Consider the following 16,844-nt stretch of genomic DNA (forward strand, 5'->3'; position numbering starts at 1 on the left):
TGTCGGTTGTCGCCGGCCCACTCGCGCGCGCGCGGCCATTGCCGCAGCAGCGCTTCGTGGGCGACGCCGAAGCCCGGCTCGCCGCCGCTGAGTTCGCCGACGAACAGCCGCGCGCGCACGAAGGCCTCGGCCAGCTCGCGCGCCGCGGCATCGTCGAGCGCCGACCACAGCACCCGCCGCGCGGTGATCGCGTCGCTGTCGGGGCGGATCACGATCAGGGCCGCGAGCACCCGCTCCAGGCTGGCCTGCGCGCTCGCCGGCAAGGCCGCGAACACCTGCTCGGCGCGATGAGCGAGCGCGCCTTCCAGGCCGCCGAGCTCGCGGTAGGTGCGCAGGCTCAGCACGCCGCCTTCTTCCTGGCGTTCGTACAAGGCCTGCAGGGTGTGCTGCAGCAGCGGCAGCGAGTCCGGGTGCTCGGCGGCGGCGTCGCGCAGCACGTCGTCGAGCCGGATCGAGCTTTCCGGGTCTTCCTCGAAGCTCAGCCCGGCCAGGGCGGCCGGCGCGCGGATGATCTGGCCGATCTCGCCCAAGCGCGGAGTCAGCAGATCGATATGGCCGTCGCCGGCCTTGAGCTCGGCCAGGCCGGGTACCGCTTCGATCAGGCGCGGATAGAAATCGCTGCGGGTAATCGCGATCGCGGCGACGTGCCGGCAGCCGCACAGCGCCGCCATCGCCGCGCCGAAATCGCTGCGGTCGCGGGCGTCGATCGCCGGTTCGGCGACCACCGCTTCGCTGTGGTCGACCACCAGCAGCAGATGGGCGCGCTCGGCGCGGTGGCCGGTCATGCGCAGGAAGGCGTCTTCGATGCGGAACTGGACCTGCCCGGGCGCGTCGCGCAACTGCCGCTCCAGCGCCTCGGCCTCGGTCTCCAGGAACACCGGCCGCCCCAGCAGCGACCAGCCGCACAAGGCCTGCGCGAGCCGCGCGAGCAGGTCGCCGCCGCGGCAGGCGCCGAGGTCGAAGTAGACGCTGCTCAGCGCATGCAGGCCGTCGAAGCCGCCGTCCTGCTGCAACAGCGGCATCACCGCCGCGCGCAGCAGCGAAGTCTTGCCGCATCCGCTGGCGCCGGAGACCAGGACGAAGCGGCGCTGGCTGTCGACTTGCTCGCGCAAGGTCGCCAACAACTCGGCGGTGGCGCGGCCGCGCCCGAAGAACACGCCGGCATGAGCCTGGTCGAACGAGCGCAGGCCTACGTAGGGACTGCCTTCGGTCCATGCCGCCGCGCGCGGCAGTCCGCTGCGGTAGTCGTCGGGGAAGGTGACCCGGGCGGCCAGGCGGTAGCCGCGCTTGCGGATGGTCTCGATGTAGTCGGGCTCGCGGCTGCGGTCGCCGAGCCGGCGCCGCAGCTGGGCGATGGTCTTGTGGACCGGATTGTCGCCGTAGAAGGTGCCGCGCCAGATCTCGATCAGCAGTTGCTCGGCGCTGATCACTTCGCCGGCGCGTTCGGCCAGGGCGACCAGCACTTCCATCATCCGCGGCTCGAGCGCGGTGGTGACGCCGTCGCGCACGATCGACAGACGGTCGGGCTGTACCAGCAGTGCGCCGATGCGGAACTGCGATACCGATGCCAGGTTCTTGATCCGGTCGATGCGTTGATGCATCGCAGGGCACGCTCGCGAGAAGAGTCGGTCGATGTCCGGGGCCAAAAACGCACGAAGGCTTCATGCGCGCCCCGTCATCCATAACGACCGGTGCAGCGAGTCGGCGTAACAGGTGAAAGGCCGCCCGCGTCGTCGCGCCCCATCGCGACGCCAGGCAGGGAGGTGAATCCATGGGCAAGCTAACAAAATGTCACGCGTTCGTGTGTGCTGGATCACGAATTTCAGTGACACGATCGCGAATGTCGCGGACGGGCCTCGAGGTGGCCGGGCGCGGGGCGGTTTTGCGTGGGACAAGCGCCGCGCCCGGTGTCGGCGCTTACGGGCCGGCACGGCCGTTGCCTGGTCGGCCTGGCCTGGCCTGGCCTGGCGCGGTCTGGCTGGGAGCGATGTGGAGCGAGGAATAAAAAAAGCCGGCCGGGGGCCACCCCCCGCGGCCGGCAGACGCTTGCGGCCGAGGGGGATCAGCCGCAGCAATAGCAGACCAACGGACGGCCCGGGCCGCCGGGGCCGAGTTCGCCGCCGAATTCCGGGCATTCGCTGCGACACGCGAACGAATCGCACGATTCCGATTGGGCCGGTGCCGCGCCGTTGCCGGCGATCACCTGGAAGGCGCCGAATCCCATCGCCGCGGAGAACAGCAGGGCGGCGAGGACGACACGGACACCACGATTGCGCTTGTTCATTACTGAGCTCCTGTCGATGTTCGCCACGCTCTCTCCCAAGACCGCGGCGGATACGCCGGAGCCCGGCACGATGCCGGCCCGGCCGGTAAACGCGGCCGGGGCCGCGTCGTGGGCGGATGCCTGGGCAACCGCCGCAGCGTCGAATCCGTCGACGCCTCATGCCTCATCGCGGCACCGCCGGGGCGGCGAGCGCGGTTTGCACGGCGCTGCGCGGCGGCGCCGGCCGCACCGCGCGCATCAGTTCCTGCAAGGTCTGTTTGCTGTTGATCGCGCCTACGTGGTGGTAGCGGACGCGGCCGTCGCGGCCGATCACCAGCAACGACGGCACCTTGCGCGCGCGGAACAGCGCCGAAGTGCGGCGGTCGTCGTGGGCGATCAGGGGAAACTCCAGCCGGTGTTCGTCGGCGTAGCGGCGGGTCTGCTCAGGCGTGGCGAAGGCCACGCCGATCAGTTCGGCGCCGCCGCCGGAGGCGGCCTGCAACTGCGACGCCGCGAGTTTCAGCTGCGGCAACGAGGCGCGGCAGTGCGGGCAGGTGGTGGTGAAGAAAAACACCACCTGGCTGTCGCCGGGCGGCTGGCCGAGCTCGCGCTGACGCCCGTCCAGCGACTGCAGCGCGACGCGCGGCACGTACATGCCGACATAGGGTTGGGTGACGCGATCGACCAGCCATTGCTGGTCGCTGCGCAGGCGCCCGACCTGCCAGGCGAGCGCGACGACGAGCGCGGTGGCGACGAGCAGCGCGGCCCAGAGCAGGCGCTGACCGGACCGCGAGGCCGAGGTTTCGATGTCGGGTGGCGACGACATGGCACGACCCTAACAGCGAGTGTCAATGCCGAACTTGACGAGGCTCACAATGGCGATGCGCGCATGATGGAGCCGCGCATGCCGGGTTTTCCGGGTAGGAGCGGCGCGAGCGTTCGCTCAGCTCGCGCACTCCTGTGCACGCAGCGGCGCCAGCGGACGTTGGCGCAACAACTGGGCCACGGCGACGCCGAGCAGGGTCAGCACGCCGCCGATCCAGTGATAAGCCTGCAGCGGTTCGCCGAGGAAGACCACCGCGAACAGCGCGGTGAACACCGGGGTCAGGTTCATCAGCACCGAGGTCTTGTCGGCGCCCAGGCGCAGCAGGCCGTGCATCCAGAACCACGGCGCCACGGTCGAGGCGAGCAGCCCGGCGTACAGCACCAGCGGCAGGTTCTGCGCGGTCAACGCCACCGAGGGCGCGAGCAGGAAGCCCGGCAGCAACAACACGCTGCCGCACAGCACCTGCAGGTACAGCGACTCGCCGTTCGGGATCGGCAGCGCCCAGCGCTTCACCAGCACGCCGTACAGTGCGTACGAAGAGGCCGCCAGCAGCATCATCAGTTCGCCGCGGCCGAGGCCTTGCTGCAGCAGCCGCGCCGGATGGCCGCCGCTGAGCAGCCAGCTCAGGCCGGCGAAGGAAATCGCCGCGCCGATCAACATCCCCGGCGACGGCCGGGTTTTCAGCACCAACATGCCGATCACCATTGTCATCGGCGGGATCGCCGCGACGATCAGGCCCATCGACATCGCGCTGACGCTGTGCGCGGCGAAATAAGCCAGCGACTGATACATGACCATGCCGAGCGCGGCCAGCACCACCAGCTTGCGCCAGTAGGGGCGCACCTGCGCGCGCAGCTTCCACACCCGCGGCAACATGAAGGGAGTGAGCACGAGCAGGGCGACCAGCCAGCGGTAGAACGAGATCGCCGCCGGTTCGATGGCGTCGGCGGACAGCTTGCTGACGATCGTGTTGCCGGCCCAGATCAGCGTGGCCAGGATCGGCAGTAACAAATGCATTGCGGCGGTTCCGTACAACGTGGGGCGGCTCATTCTAGAATGTCGGGTAATCGGCAGATGTCGATAACCAGACAGAGCGTAGCGAGGCCCGGACAAGATGCGCAGCCGCCGCCGTTTTCATTACCCCTACCGCTCGCTGCCGGGGCCCTTGCTGCTGCGCTACGAGGCGCTGGCGGTCGATACCGAAAGCGCCCTGCACCAGCATCCCTGGGGCCAGTTGGCCTTCGTCGAATCCGGCAGCATGGCGTTCCTGATCGAGGAACAGCCGTTCTTCGCGCCGCCCGGCTATGCGGTGTGGATCCCGCCGAAGATGGACCACACCTCGCACAACCGGCGCGAGGTGCAGTGCCGCCTGATCAACATCGCCGAGCGCTACACGCCGATGCTGCCGAAAGCGCCGGGCATCGTGCGCCTGCATCCCTTGTTCGTCGCCGGGGTGGAGGATTTGTTCGACCGCGGCATCGAAATACCGGACACCCCGGCCGACCGGCGCCTGGCGCGGGTGTTGATCGACAAGCTGTTGGCCACGCCGATGCTGTCGCGCTTCGTACCGCAGAGCGAAGACCGTCTGCTGGGCCCGATCCTCGATGCCTTGCAGCACCGTCCCGGCGACAACACCACTCTCGAGCAATGGGCGCAGCGCGTGCACACCACCGAGCGCACCCTGAGCCGGCGCTGCCGCGACGAACTGGGCATGTCGTTCAGCCAATGGCGCCAGCGCCTGCGTTTCCAGCAATCGATCCCGCTGCTCGAACAAGGCCGCAGCGTGCAGCAGGTGGCGGTGGCGATGGGCTATGCCAGCGCCTCGGCCTTCATCGCCATGTTCCAGCAGTTCAGCGGCACCACCCCGCAGAAGTTCCGGCGCTGACGGATCCTGCCGACGGACTTCAAGGACAGGAGGGCGCGAGCCGCGACCGCGATCCCGCCAGGATGGCGCGGGTGACGATTCCCGCTCGCGCCTTGCGACCGAGGCCGGCGCTGGCCTTCGATTCGGCAAAGGTTACGGCGCGGCTTTGGCGGCGCTCTGCGCTGCCACCTTCGCGCGCACGTCCTCCAGCATCGCATCCAGCGCCTTGCGGTCGTGGACCTTGCCGCGCAACACGAAGGTATCGATGCGCCGGGTGGCACCGATGTCGCGCAGCGGGTCGGCATCGAGCAGGACGATGTCGGCGGCCTTGCCGGCGGCGAGCCGGCCGTGCAGGCCGTCCTGGCCGAGGAAACGGGCGCCGTTGATGGTCGCCGCCTGTAGCGCCTGCAACGGGGTCAGGCCGTGATCGACGAAGCGCTGCAACTCGTCGTGCAGGCCGATGCCGGGGTAGTTGAAGGAATTGAGGAAGCCCGCATCGGTGCCGGCGAGGATCGCGACCCCCGACGACTGCAGCAGGGGCAGGATCGCCGCATTGCGTTCGTAGCGTTGGTGGCGGCGCTCGATCGCCGCAGCGTCGTCCTTGGCGGCGCGTTCGACCCGCCAAGCGTAGGTCGCTTGCAGGCCGGGGCCGATGTAGCGCAGATAGGCGTCGCCGCGGTGGTCATCGCGGTCGAGATAGGTGGTGACGAAACTGCCGTTGAGGGTCGGCGTGACCGCGGTGCCGCGTTTCGCCAGGCGGCGATAAGCGGCGCGCGCGGTGTCCTCGTCGAAGCTGGCCTGAATACGGTTCCAGCCCTCGCGGCTGTCGATCTCGCCGCGCGCGACCATCGCGCCGATCTCGGCTTCCTGCGGCGAGCCGGCCTTGTAGGCGTATTCGATGTGCTCGATCGAGCTGAGCCCGGCGGCGCTGACCGCATCGATGGTGAGGGTGAACGGCACGTGCGCCGAAGTGCGCAGACCGCGCGCATGGGCCTGTTTCAGGGCGTCGAGGAACAACTCCGGCGACAAGGTGTTGTCGGTGATCTTGACGAAATCGACCTTCCAGCCCTGCAGCCGGTCGAGCGCCTGGGAAATCTCCGCGGCGCTGCCGACCTCGATGTCGCCGGGCCAGATCGACTTGTAGCCTTCGAGTTTCGGACCCGAGGTGAAGATGGCCGGGCCGTCGAGACGGCCGGCGGCGATCGCCTCGCGCCATTCGAACACGCTCGGGCTGAGGTCGCCGGCGGCGTCGCGCACCGCGGCGATGCCGTGGGCCACGTACAACGGCAGCAGGTTCTTGTTTTCTTCGATCAGCTTGTCGCCGCCGCCGAAATGGACGTGCATGTCCCACAGCGCCGGGATCGCGTATTTGGCCCGGGCTTCGATGGTTTGTGCGGCTTCGTAGCCGCTGGCCTTGGCGTCGTCGACGATGGCGACGATGCGCTCGCCACGCACCGCGATGGCTTGGTCGGCGCGGGTCTTGCCGTCGACCACGTCGATCACGTTGGCATGCCGGATCAGCAGGTCGACGCGTTCGGCGGCGGCGCCGGCGGTGGGCGAGAGCGCGAGCAACAAGGCGGCGGACAGGCGGATCGACGGGGGCATGCGGAACTCCGGGAGCGCGGCCGCCGCGACGGCGACCAGGACGGTGGCGGCGCAAGCGCGGGCCGCATCGGCATTGTGCCCGAGGCCGGTCTCGCTTCGGCTTCGCGATCTCCGACCGAATGCCATTCCGCCAGACCCGGCCATGTTCATAATGACGGCGATCCGCCGCCCGGCGCAGCCACGAAGCCGGCGCAGCCACGAAAGTCCGGGCCGTCCGCGGCCGCCGAAGCCCTGCGGAGGGGCCGCATGAGGAAAGTGAAAAGGCTGGCGACGCCGCCGTCGTTGCGCCGGCCGGAATTGCTGGACTGGGCCCGCGAAATCACCGCGTTCTACAGCCGCCCGGTCGAGGAACGCCAACGCCAGCGCGCACCGTTCGAACGTTACGAACCCCTGTTCCTCGGCCCGGACGTGTTCGCCGCGCTGCACGCGCAGTTCAACGGCAAGTGCGCGTACTGCGAATCCGGTCTGCAGCCGCACGAAAGCCGTATCGACCCGTTCCGGCCGATCCTGGCCGCGGCCGATCCGCGCACGCGCGTGGAAAGCCCCGATCACTACGGTTGGCTGGCGTTCGAGTGGCGCAACCTGATGTACGCCTGCGGCGAATGCGTTGCGGCCAAGCGCAATCTGTTCCCGGTCGACACCCCGCGCGCCTTGCCGATGACCGCCTGGCGGCAGACGGTGGCGAGCGAGCGCGCGTTGCTGATCGATCCCTGCCGCGACGACCCCGCGCGCCATCTGGCGTTCCTGCCCGACGGCCGCCTGGCCGGAAAGACCGACAAGGGCGCGGTCAGCATCGAGGTGTTGACCCTCAACCGTCCGCGCCTGGTGGAAGCGCGGCGGCTGTGGATCTTCGATCTGCTGAGCACTGTTCAGCAGGCGATCGATCCGCAGGCCGAACCGGTCACGATCGGGTTGATCGACGAGTTGGACAACCTCAAGCACAGCGGCGCGATCCGCTCCGCGCTCGATACCGTGGCCAAGGAAACCGCGCGCCGGGCAGGGCTCAAGCCGATCGTCGGTTTCCGCCCTTCGCGCGACATCCCGCGCCTGGCCGGGCACGATGCGCTCTGGGACCGGGTGGCCTCCGAATACCTCTCGGGCGCGGACCACACGCTCGTCCCCGAATCGTCGTCGAGCGCGGCGAGCGAGTACTACGAGCTCAGGCCCCAACGGGACGCGTCCCGGGTCGAGCGCGTGCGGATCTTCAATTTCAAGGGCATCGACCGGCTCGAACTCGAGTTCGCCCCTGCCCAGGCCTCCGACAGCAACGCGCCCGGGGTGATGCTGCTCGGCGAGAACGCGGCCGGCAAGAGCACCGTGCTGCAGGCGCTTGCCCTGACCTTGATGGACGAGCGCCTGCGCAAGGGCAGCCGGGTCGAGGGCAGCGATTTCCTGCCGCGCCAGCGCGATTCCTGGGACGTGCTGACCGACCGGCCCTACGTCGAGGTGCTGCTGTCGTCCGGCGACACCCGCCGTGTCGAGATCGACCCGCTCGGCCGCATCGAGGCCTATGCCGGCTCGGTGCCGTCGATGGTGCTGGCTTACGGCGCACGGCGTTTTTTCCGCTCGCACGACCGCATCCACAAGAATGCGGTCAACCGCAGCCTGTTCGATCCTTTCGCCAAGCTCGAAGACCCCTCGCCGTGGCTGGTGGAGGCCAGCCAGCAGCATTTCAACGCGGTGGCCCGGGCGATGCGCGAGGTGTTCTCCTTGCACGAGGACGACGATATCTTCCGCGGCCCGGGCGGCCACGTGATGGTGCGCGCACACGGCCGGGTGACCCCGGTCGAACGCATGAGCGACGGCTATCGCTCGCTGTTCGCGATGGCCGTGGACATCATGCGGCGCATGGTCGAGGCCTGGGGCAATCTGGAATACGCGCAGGGCATCGTCTTGATCGACGAGATCGACGTGCACCTGCACCCGCGCTGGAAGATCGAGGTGATGTCGGCGCTGCGGCGGGCGATGCCGAGGGTGCAGTTCATCGTCACCGCGCACGACGCGCTGTGCCTGCGCGGCATGCGCAACGGCGAGGTGCACGTGCTGTACCGCGACCAGGACGATCGCATCCGGCCGCGCGAGGACCTGCCGAACATCGAGCTGCTGCGCAGCGACCAGTTGCTGACCTCGGACTTCTTCGGCCTGGCCAGCACGGCGCGGCCGCAGACCGAGGCGGCGCTGAACCGTTATGCCTACCTGCTTGGGTTGCCCGAACCGAAGCCGGAAGAGGCGCAGGAACGCGCGCGCCTCGCCGACTCGTTGCGGGCGCTGCCGCGCGGCGACACGCCCGCCGAGCAACTGATCGGCGAGGCCACCGAGCGCTATATCGAATCCCGCCGCCGCGGCTCGTCGATCGAACGCGACGCGATGCGCGAGGACGCGTTGGAGGAAATCGTGCGCCGGCTGGAACGGCACTTGGGCGTGGAGACGAGCCGATGAGATACGTCGACCGTCGCGGCGTCGCAGCGCCGCCGTCGCTGACGGCCAACGACGGCGCCGGGGCCAGGGAGCTCGAGCGGGCCCACGGTCACTATCGCGACCAGCGCGCGGGCAGCTTCGCCTTCGCCGCCTACAAGAGTGCGGATGTGGCCGAGGCGATGCGGACCCTGTTCGGCGGCAAGTGCGCGTACTGCGAGTCCTTCCACAGCGCCAGTTCGCCGACCGACGTCGAGCACTATCGGCCCAAGGCCGGCGTGGAGGGCGATGCCGCGCACCGCGGCTACTGGTGGCTGGCGGCCGATTGGTCCAACCTGCTGCCCAGCTGCGCCCTGTGCAACCGCCGCAACGGCTTGCGCATAGCGCAATCGGGCATGGGGCGTGCGGCCGTGGCGGGACAGGCGCCGGTGACGGTGGGCAAGGGCAATCTGTTTCCGATCCGGGGCCGGCGCGCGACCGGACCGCGCGAAAACTGCGAGGCCGAAGATCCGCTGCTGATCGATCCGACCCGGCGCGACCCGGCCGCTCATCTCGACTGGCCCGAAGACAAGCTGTCGCTGGTGGCGCCGCGTTTCGACGGTCGCGAGCACGATGTCTACGGCAAGGCCAGCATCGACATTCTGGGCTTGAATCGGCAGGACCTGGTCGAAGAACGCACTCGCTATCTCGCGCTGGCGCGGGCCGTGCTGGCCGGGGCCGAGTCCCTGCTGGCCGTCGCGAGCGGCCTGGCCGACGAGGCACGGCAGGATTGCCTGCAGCGCTTCGACGAACAGCTGACGGTGCTGCAGAAGATGTGCGCGGCCGATCAGCCGTACTCGGCCATGCTCGGTGCGCATCTGAATCAGCGGCTGCACGGTTTGCTCGAGGAGTACCGCGCCTTGCTGGCGCAGCGGCGGGCACACGACGCGCCTCGGCAGAATCGAGACGAAGTCGCCGAAGTCGCCGAAGTCGCCGAAGACACCGAAGACGCGATCGACGCCTGATCTCGGCGCTGGCGAGTCATAGCCGGAGTCTGCGTAGCCATTGCCAGAGTGGTCAGTGGCCCTCTGCCCCCCAGGCAGAGGCGCTGGACGAGCAGGGCAGAGAGGACGGCTGCCGCGCCTATCCGCGCCCAAAGAAAAACCGGCCGAAGCCGGTTCTTCCTTTCGCTTGCGGCCGCGTACGCCGCGAGGCCCGGGCTCAGCCCTGCGCGGGCTTGGCCGGCTTCGCCTCGGGCTTGGCCGCCGCGGGCTTGGCGCCTGCCGGAGCCGGCGCGCCCGCCGCCGAAGCCTGCCAGCCGCAGCTCTGGCCTTCGTTCTGCTGCTTCAGCCAGGTCTGCAGCGGAGCGAAATATTCCAGCACCGCCGAAGCGTCCATTTTCTCGTTGCCGGTCAGTTCCTTCATGGTCTGCTGCCACGGCTGGCTGGCGCCCTTGCTCAGCATCGCCTGGAACTTCGCGCCGGCGGCCTTGTTGCCGTAGAAGCTGCACTCGTACAGCGGGCCCTTGAAGCCCGCCGCGTCGCACAGCGACTTGTAGAACTGGAACTGCAGCACGTGCGAGAGGAAGTAACGCGTATACGGGGTATTGCCCGGCACGTGGTACTTGGCGCCGGCATCGAAGAACTCTTCGCCGCGCGCCTCGACCGGGGCCACGCCCTGGTACTTCGCCTTCAGGTCCCACCAGGCCTTGTTGTACTCGCCCGGCTTGATCGAGCCGTCGAACACGCCCCAGCGCCAGCGGTCGATCATCAGGCCGAACGGCAGGAACGAGACCTTGGCCAGGGCCATGCGCATCTGCGCGTTGATCAGCGCCTCGTTGCTCTGCTGCTGGCTGCCGACCAGGCCGATCGACTGCAGGTACTTGGGCGTCATCGCCAGCACGATGGTGTCGCCGATGGCTTCGTGGAAACCGTCGTGCGCGCCGGTCTGGAACAGCGGCGGCTGGTTGTTGTAGGCCAGGTAGTAATAGACGTGGCCGAGCTCGTGGTAAATCGTGGTGAAGTCTTCTTCGTTCGGCTTGATGCACATCTTGGTGCGCACGTCGCCGCCCATGTTCATGTCCCAGGCGCTGGCGTGGCAGACCACGTCGCGGTCGCGCGGCTTGATGAACTGGGTCTTGGTCCAATAGCTGTCGGGCAGCTTGGGCATGCCGAGCGAGACATAGAAGTCCTGAGCGCGCTCGGTCATCTGCTTGGCGTTGGCCAGGTTGGCGTCGACCTCGATCTGCGCCTGTTCGGCGGCGGCGCGGTCGCCCGGATTCTTCGCCGTCTGCAGGTCGAAGTTGTGCTGGTACTGGCGCGCGAGCGCACCGTTGATGTCGAGGCTGCCGGCCTGCTGCTCGCTGTACGGCGCCAGCACGTCCCACATGTTGCCCCAGTCCTGTTGCCACATATTGCCGAGCAGATGCGCCGGCAGCATGCCGCCGGTGGTCTCGCCCTTGTCGGCGCCGTACTTGGCTTCCAGGCGCGAGCGGGTGTAGCAGTGCAGTTGTTCGTACAGCGGCTTGACCTGGCCCCACAGGCGATCGGTCTCGGCGGCGAGTTCGGCCGGGCTCATGTCGTAGCCCGAGCGCCACAGCTCGCCGGTGTCGGCATAGCCAAGGTTGCGCGCGCCTTCGTTGACCAGTTCGACGAAGCGCGTGTAGTCCTTGCGCATCGGCTTGGAGATCGTGTGCCAGCCCTTCCATGCGTCGAGCTGGGCGTCGTAGTCGCGGCTGTTGCGCAGCACGTCTTCGAGATCGCCGAGCTGGCGGCAATCGGTGTCGCCGGTGCCGCTGCAATAGGTGCCCGAGCCGTACATGCCTTCCATGCGCGTGGCGATCTGGGTCAGTTCGGCGAGCTTGGCCGGGTCCTTCGGCGCCGGCATCGAGGTGCCGATCTTCAGCAACTGGATCGCGCGCGCGCTCGCGGGCGACATCTGCTGGCCTTCGAACTTCTTCGACTGTTCGATCCAGCTGTTGAGCTGGGTCAGATAGCGCTCGTTGGCCTTGGCCGAGAGCAACTGGCTGTCGTCGTTGATGTAGGTCGAGGACAACCACTGCGCCGAGGTCATCTCCGGATACATCTTCTTGTATTCGTCGTTGACCCGGGCGATGAACTGGTCGGCGGTTTCGCCTTCCGGCGCGACGGGCGCCGTGGTGCTGGAGGAGGGGGTGGGGTCCTTCTTGCATCCGGCCAGGCCGATCACGGCCGCAGCGATGCCAAGCGCCAACAAGGCGCGAACATGGTTCATGTGTGCTCTCTCCAGGAAGTGCCGCGCTGTGCCGCGCGAGCCAGAAGGCTAGAGGCCGGGTCGGTCCGGCGCAAGCCGACCGTCGCCACGGTGCCAGGGCGACCCGCCGGAAGCTCCGGCGCAGCCAGGCCAACCGCGGTTCTGCGCACATTCGGCACATGAGCCGAGCTGAAAACGGTTACGCGCGAGCCTGTTCAGGTCGATATTTGACCGATTCAGGCGGTTCAGCTCGGACGGCACCGGGAAACCCGCCTTCAATTCCGTTATATTATCGTTACGTGTAACCGCTTAGATTGTTAAATTTTCGGTATTCATTTTCCGCTGGTGCAACGCACAGCCCCTTTGTGATGATTCCGTTCAGATTTCGGGACGGCGCGTCTTCGGCAGGTTCCTACCCATGTCACAAAAAGGGATTTGATTTGTGACGCCAAAACGGAAAAAGTGACGCCCAGCGGCAGCCGTTCATCGGCGCCGCTTGGGATGGGTGGATCCCACGGGGAATCGTTTTGGCTTCAACAGGAAAGGCATGAAACACACGATGAGCTCTTCCGATGGCAGGCGGTACCGGCCCCTGGCGACGACTTCGTCGCAGCGCAACCGGCGCGAAGGTGGCGAATGCCTGTTTACGGCCGATCTGAGTTGGGCGCGCGACCAAGCGCCGGTCGAACCTCCTCACGGCAGCCTCAACCTGAGGCGCGTCGCCATGGCCGCCTTGCTGGCGTTGGCGGTGGTGGGGATCGTGATGATGAATGGGCCGGCCGACGCCGGTCCCGTCCGGCGCGCCGAATCGGCGCTGCCGGCGCCGGTCAGCGAAGCCGAGCCTGCGGCGGTCGACGCCGCGCGGATCGCGCAGATTTCGCCGGTCGCGTTCTGAGAACGCGGCCGGCAGGCACTCGGTGGGGGTAAGCGCCTGGATGGCGCAGTCAGGGGAAGGGAAGCTGTAAGAAGACGGAGAGGGTTATGGGGATAGCCCGATCCGCACGGTTTGAATGGCGTCGGCGCCAGGGAGGGCGTCGGTGGCCGCTCGCAGGATCCTTCTCTCTTTAATCTCTCGTGCTGCCCGTTATGTGCGGGGCTTTGCTCGTATCCAGAATGTCTGCTTAGCTTTCTGTAGGAGCGACGTGAGTCGCGACCGCGGAACGCGCAGAGGCTGCGTGGCCGACGCCCATCGTCGAAGCGGCGTGCTCTCGCAGGGTAGGAGGGGCGCAAGCCGCGACCGCGCGGCTTCGGTCTCGCGGCGCTTCTCTCATTCAATAGATCAAGATCAAACCCAAAAGCTTCCGCCACTAAAGCGGCGGGTTACTTTCTTTTGTCTAAAGCAACAAAAGAAAGGTAACCAAAGAAAAGTGCTTTTCTTTGAATCAATGGCCCGCGTGTTCGATGCCGACGCAGGGATTTTTCATACGGGACGTCCCTGTCCCGATGAAAAACGGCGCGCATCCCTGCGCGCCGCCCTCCGGGTCTTCTTTTGCCTTCGCGAGTGCTCTGCGACGCACAGCAACAGCAACAGCAAGAGCAACAGCAACAGCAACAGCAACAGCCAAGGCTAAAGCCAAAGCCGCCGGCCGAAATCCGAGCGTGGCGACGCGCTCTCCTTGTAGGAGCGGCGTGAGCCGCGACCAGGGACGCGCTTACGCGCCAATGCCTATGCCATCGATCGTAGCCGCGTGCTCTCGCCAGGGTAGGAGCGGCGCAAGCCGCGACATCGTTGTGACGCTCTAGCGGCGTGGCTATCTAGCAAGATCAGGATCGGCATCAACATCAAGATCAAACCCAAAGCTTCCGCCACTAAAGCGGCGGGTTACTTTCTTTTGTCATAAGCAACAAAAGAAAGGTAACCAAAGAAGTTGCTTTGTTTTGAATCACAAGCCCGCACGAGCGATGCATACGCGGTGATTTTTCATACGGGACATCCCTGTCCCGATGAAAAACGGCTTGCATCCGTGCAGGCCGTCCTTCGGGTTTTCTGTTGCCTTCGCGAGATCGAGGCGTCGCACCGCAACGGCCAAGGCCAAGACCGAGCCAGGCCAAGCCAAAGCCACCAATCGAAACCCGAGCGCGGCGACGCGATCCCTGTAGGAGCGGCGTGAGCCGCGACCGCGGGATGCGTTGATGCACCAATGCCTATGTCATCGATCGAAGCGACGTGCTGACGCCGGGTTAGGAGCGGCGCAAGCCGCGACCACGAATCTGCGGGCGGCGGCGCGGGCTATCGGAGTTGCGCGGTCGCGACTTGCGTCGCTCCTACCCCCGGGGCCTGGGAGGCGTTCGACGCGAGATTGAAACTGTGCGGTCGCGACTCACGTCGCTCCTACAGCGCTGCGGCTGCGGCGCTGTGAGCCGGGTCTGGTGTGGGCAACTTGAAAGCGCACCGATGGCGCGCGGGCGACCTGCCTAGCGCTACAACGCCAACACCCGCTCCGGCAGCCGCACCAGTCCGCGCTCGGCCAGCCACTGCCACGAGCTTTCGGCGTCCTGCTCGACGTAGGCGCGCGCCGAACCGAGGCGGAAGCTGTAGCCCCAGGTGTCCATGTCTTCGAAGATGCGTTCGCGGCTGGCGCCGGGGATGGCATCGCCCAGCAGGCATTGCAGCACGCACACGGCGTCCTCTTCCTCGATCGAGTCGGTGGCGTCGGTGTGGACCTCGGCGCGGCGCTCGGGCGGCAGCACGATCAGATGGGCGGCTTCGTGCAGCAGGGAATGCAAGGGGGTGTCGCCGCGGGCGTACACGGTGCTGCCGATCAGGCCGGCTTCGGTATCGCCCCAATAGCTGCCCGGGATCGGCTCGCCGTCGTCGACGCGCTGCAGGCGCAGGTCGTAGCGTGCGAGCAGGGCGGCGACGTCGTCGAAGGCGAGGTGGGACAGGGTCAGCATGGCGCGCTTTGGCAGGGTGTTATCGTTTGGAACTTAGTCCGTGCGGGTACGGAGCGGCGAGCAACCAGCAGTGAGCAAGCAGCAGTGAGGAGCGAGTAGTGACCAGCAGCGAGGAGCGGACGCGGTAGCGGCGCGGCTATGCCGATGCGTCCGGCGGATGCGCTCGTCGGTCATGCGAATCGCTGGGCCTTGCGGCGATGGCGAGCCGGACTCGCGTCCCGGCAGGCGGCTTGCGCCGCCCGCTGGGCGCTCCGGCAGGTTCGCGGCCGGCAGGCCGACCGCGCCGGCTCAGGCCTGCGCCGGGTTTTCCGGCAGGGCCACCGAGATGTCGAGGACCTTGTTGTCGCCTTCTCCGATCAGATCGACCTTGACCGATTCGGCGTCGACGTTGACGTATTTTCGGATCACCTCGAGCAATTCGCGCTGCAGCATCGGCAGATAGTCGGGGCCGCCACCGCCGCGGCCGGCGCGCTCGTGGGCGACGATGATCCGCAAACGGTCCTTGGCGACCGATGCGGTCTGCTTCTTGGCCAGCAGGAAGTCGAACAGACCCATAAGCTCAGCCTCCGAAAATCTTGCTGAAGAAGCCCTTCTTTTCCACTTGCGTGAAGCGCATCGGTCGGGTGTCGCCGAGCAGGCGGGCGACGGCGTCGTCGTAGGCCTGGGCAGCGTCGGATTCGGTTTCCAGGATCACCGGCTCGCCCTTGTTGGAGGCATTGAGCACGTCGCCGGATTCCGGGATGACGCCGATGGTCTTGAGGCCGAGGATTTCTTCGACGTCGCCGATGCTCAGCATCTCGCCGCCTTCCACGCGCTTGGGGCTGTAACGGGTCAGCAGCAGGTGCTCCTTGACGCGCTCGCCGTTCTCGGCGCGGCGGGTCTTGGACGACAGCAGGCCCAGGATGCGGTCGGAGTCGCGCACCGAGGAGACTTCCGGGTTGACCACGACCACCGCCTGGTCGGCGAAGTACATCGCCAGGAACGCGCCTTTCTCGATGCCGGCCGGGGAGTCGCAGACGATGTAGTCGAAGCCTTCGGCGGCGATGTCCTCCAGGACCTTCTGCACGCCTTCCTTGGTCAGCGCGTCCTTGTCGCGGGTCTGCGAGGCGGCCAGGATGTAGAGGTTGTCGAAACGCTTGTCCTTGATCAGCGCCTGCTTGAGATTGGCTTCGCCGTTGACGACGTTGACGAAGTCGTAAACCACGCGGCGTTCGCAGCCCATGATCAGGTCGAGATTGCGCAGGCCGACGTCGAAGTCGATCACGGCGACCTTGTGGCCGCGACGGGCGAGCCCGCAGGAAAGGCTGGCGCTGGTGGTGGTCTTGCCGACACCGCCCTTGCCCGAAGTGACTACGATGATTTCGGTCAAAACTCGTTCCTCCAATGGTGCGGCTTCAATCCAGAGCCGCAATTTTGATTTGTTCGTCTTCCAGCCAGATCTGCACGGCCTTGCCGCGCAGTTCCTTCGGGATGTCTTCGAGCACCTTGTAGTGGCCCGCGATCGCTACGAGTTCGGCATGGAACTCGCGGCAGAAGATGCGGGCTTTTTCGTTGCCTTGCGCGCCGGCCAGGGCGCGGCCGCGCAGCGGGCCGTAAATGTGGACCGAGCCGTCGGCGATGACTTCGGCACCGGCGCCGACCGTGGTCAGTACGGTCAGGTCGCGGTTGTCGGCATAGATCTGCTGGCCGGAACGGACCGGGGCGGACTGGATCATGCCCACCGACGCCGCGGCCGGCGCGGCGGCGGCCGGGGCGGCCGCGCGCGA

At 67.2% G+C, this 16,844-nt stretch carries 14 protein-coding genes; 4 read left to right on the forward strand and 10 right to left on the reverse strand.

Going from position 1 to position 16,844, the window contains the following annotated elements; genetic code table 11:
• The 4 genes from ACSAMQ_RS16405 to ACSAMQ_RS16420 form a co-directional block, all read right to left on the reverse strand.
• Positions 1-1,601: nSTAND1 domain-containing NTPase (locus ACSAMQ_RS16405; protein WP_435396683.1), on the reverse strand; the 1,601-nt coding region annotated here is incomplete at its 3' end.
• Between the two features lie 461 nt (positions 1,602-2,062).
• A complete protein-coding gene (locus ACSAMQ_RS16410; RefSeq protein ID WP_435396684.1) occupies positions 2,063-2,284 on the reverse strand; it encodes a hypothetical protein in 222 nt (73 codons plus the stop codon).
• Positions 2,285-2,447: 163 nt separating this feature from the next.
• On the reverse strand, positions 2,448-3,089 hold the full coding sequence (locus ACSAMQ_RS16415) for a peroxiredoxin family protein (protein WP_435396685.1): 642 nt from the start codon (positions 3,087-3,089) through the stop codon (positions 2,448-2,450).
• 117 nt (positions 3,090-3,206) lie between these two features.
• A complete protein-coding gene (locus ACSAMQ_RS16420) occupies positions 3,207-4,106 on the reverse strand; it encodes a DMT family transporter (protein ID WP_435396686.1) in 900 nt (299 codons plus the stop codon).
• Between the two features lie 97 nt (positions 4,107-4,203).
• On the opposite strand from ACSAMQ_RS16420, the gene ACSAMQ_RS16425 reads away from it, so the two are divergent.
• Positions 4,204-4,974, forward strand: coding sequence for an AraC family transcriptional regulator (locus tag ACSAMQ_RS16425; protein WP_435396687.1), 771 nt, complete (start codon positions 4,204-4,206; stop codon positions 4,972-4,974).
• A gap of 132 nt (positions 4,975-5,106) precedes the next feature.
• Here ACSAMQ_RS16425 and ACSAMQ_RS16430 read toward each other — a convergent pair whose 3' ends face one another.
• The gene (locus ACSAMQ_RS16430; RefSeq protein WP_435396688.1) at positions 5,107-6,558 is read right to left on the reverse strand and encodes an amidohydrolase family protein; all 1,452 of its coding nucleotides are present in this window, start codon (positions 6,556-6,558) and stop codon (positions 5,107-5,109) included.
• A gap of 246 nt (positions 6,559-6,804) precedes the next feature.
• On the opposite strand from ACSAMQ_RS16430, the gene ACSAMQ_RS16435 reads away from it, so the two are divergent.
• Together ACSAMQ_RS16435 and ACSAMQ_RS16440 are read left to right on the forward strand one after the other, a co-directional pair.
• Entirely contained in the window at positions 6,805-8,997 is a 2,193-nt protein-coding gene (locus ACSAMQ_RS16435) for an AAA family ATPase (protein WP_435396689.1), read from the forward strand.
• Positions 8,994-9,977, forward strand: coding sequence for a hypothetical protein (locus ACSAMQ_RS16440; RefSeq protein ID WP_435396690.1), 984 nt, complete (start codon positions 8,994-8,996; stop codon positions 9,975-9,977). The genes ACSAMQ_RS16435 and ACSAMQ_RS16440 overlap by 4 nt, the downstream gene beginning before the upstream one ends.
• Positions 9,978-10,173: 196 nt before the next feature.
• Here ACSAMQ_RS16440 and ACSAMQ_RS16445 read toward each other — a convergent pair whose 3' ends face one another.
• On the reverse strand, positions 10,174-12,204 hold the full coding sequence (locus tag ACSAMQ_RS16445) for a M2 family metallopeptidase (RefSeq protein WP_435396691.1): 2,031 nt from the start codon (positions 12,202-12,204) through the stop codon (positions 10,174-10,176).
• Positions 12,205-12,907: 703 nt separating this feature from the next.
• Here ACSAMQ_RS16445 and ACSAMQ_RS16450 point away from each other — a divergent pair.
• Positions 12,908-13,078 (forward strand): hypothetical protein, encoded by a 171-nt coding sequence (locus tag ACSAMQ_RS16450; RefSeq protein WP_435396692.1) that lies wholly within the window; start codon positions 12,908-12,910, stop codon positions 13,076-13,078.
• 1,526 nt (positions 13,079-14,604) lie between these two features.
• Here ACSAMQ_RS16450 and ACSAMQ_RS16455 read toward each other — a convergent pair.
• From ACSAMQ_RS16455 to minC, 4 genes are all read right to left on the reverse strand, one after another.
• Complete coding sequence (locus ACSAMQ_RS16455; RefSeq protein ID WP_435396693.1) at positions 14,605-15,078, reverse strand: hypothetical protein; 474 nt, start codon at positions 15,076-15,078, stop codon at positions 14,605-14,607.
• 288 nt (positions 15,079-15,366) lie between these two features.
• The gene (minE, locus tag ACSAMQ_RS16460) at positions 15,367-15,633 is read right to left on the reverse strand and encodes a cell division topological specificity factor MinE (protein WP_408950535.1); all 267 of its coding nucleotides are present in this window, start codon (positions 15,631-15,633) and stop codon (positions 15,367-15,369) included.
• 4 nt (positions 15,634-15,637) lie between these two features.
• Positions 15,638-16,447: a septum site-determining protein MinD gene (gene minD / locus ACSAMQ_RS16465; RefSeq protein WP_408950534.1), complete on the reverse strand. Its 810-nt coding sequence runs from the start codon at positions 16,445-16,447 to the stop codon at positions 15,638-15,640.
• Between the two features lie 25 nt (positions 16,448-16,472).
• Positions 16,473-16,844: septum site-determining protein MinC (gene minC, locus ACSAMQ_RS16470; RefSeq protein ID WP_435396694.1), on the reverse strand; the 372-nt coding region annotated here is incomplete at its 5' end.

The sequence above is a fragment of the Lysobacter sp. 1R34A genome (assembly GCF_051217035.1).
In the GTDB taxonomy this organism is placed as follows: Bacteria; Pseudomonadota; Gammaproteobacteria; order Xanthomonadales; family Xanthomonadaceae; genus Lysobacter.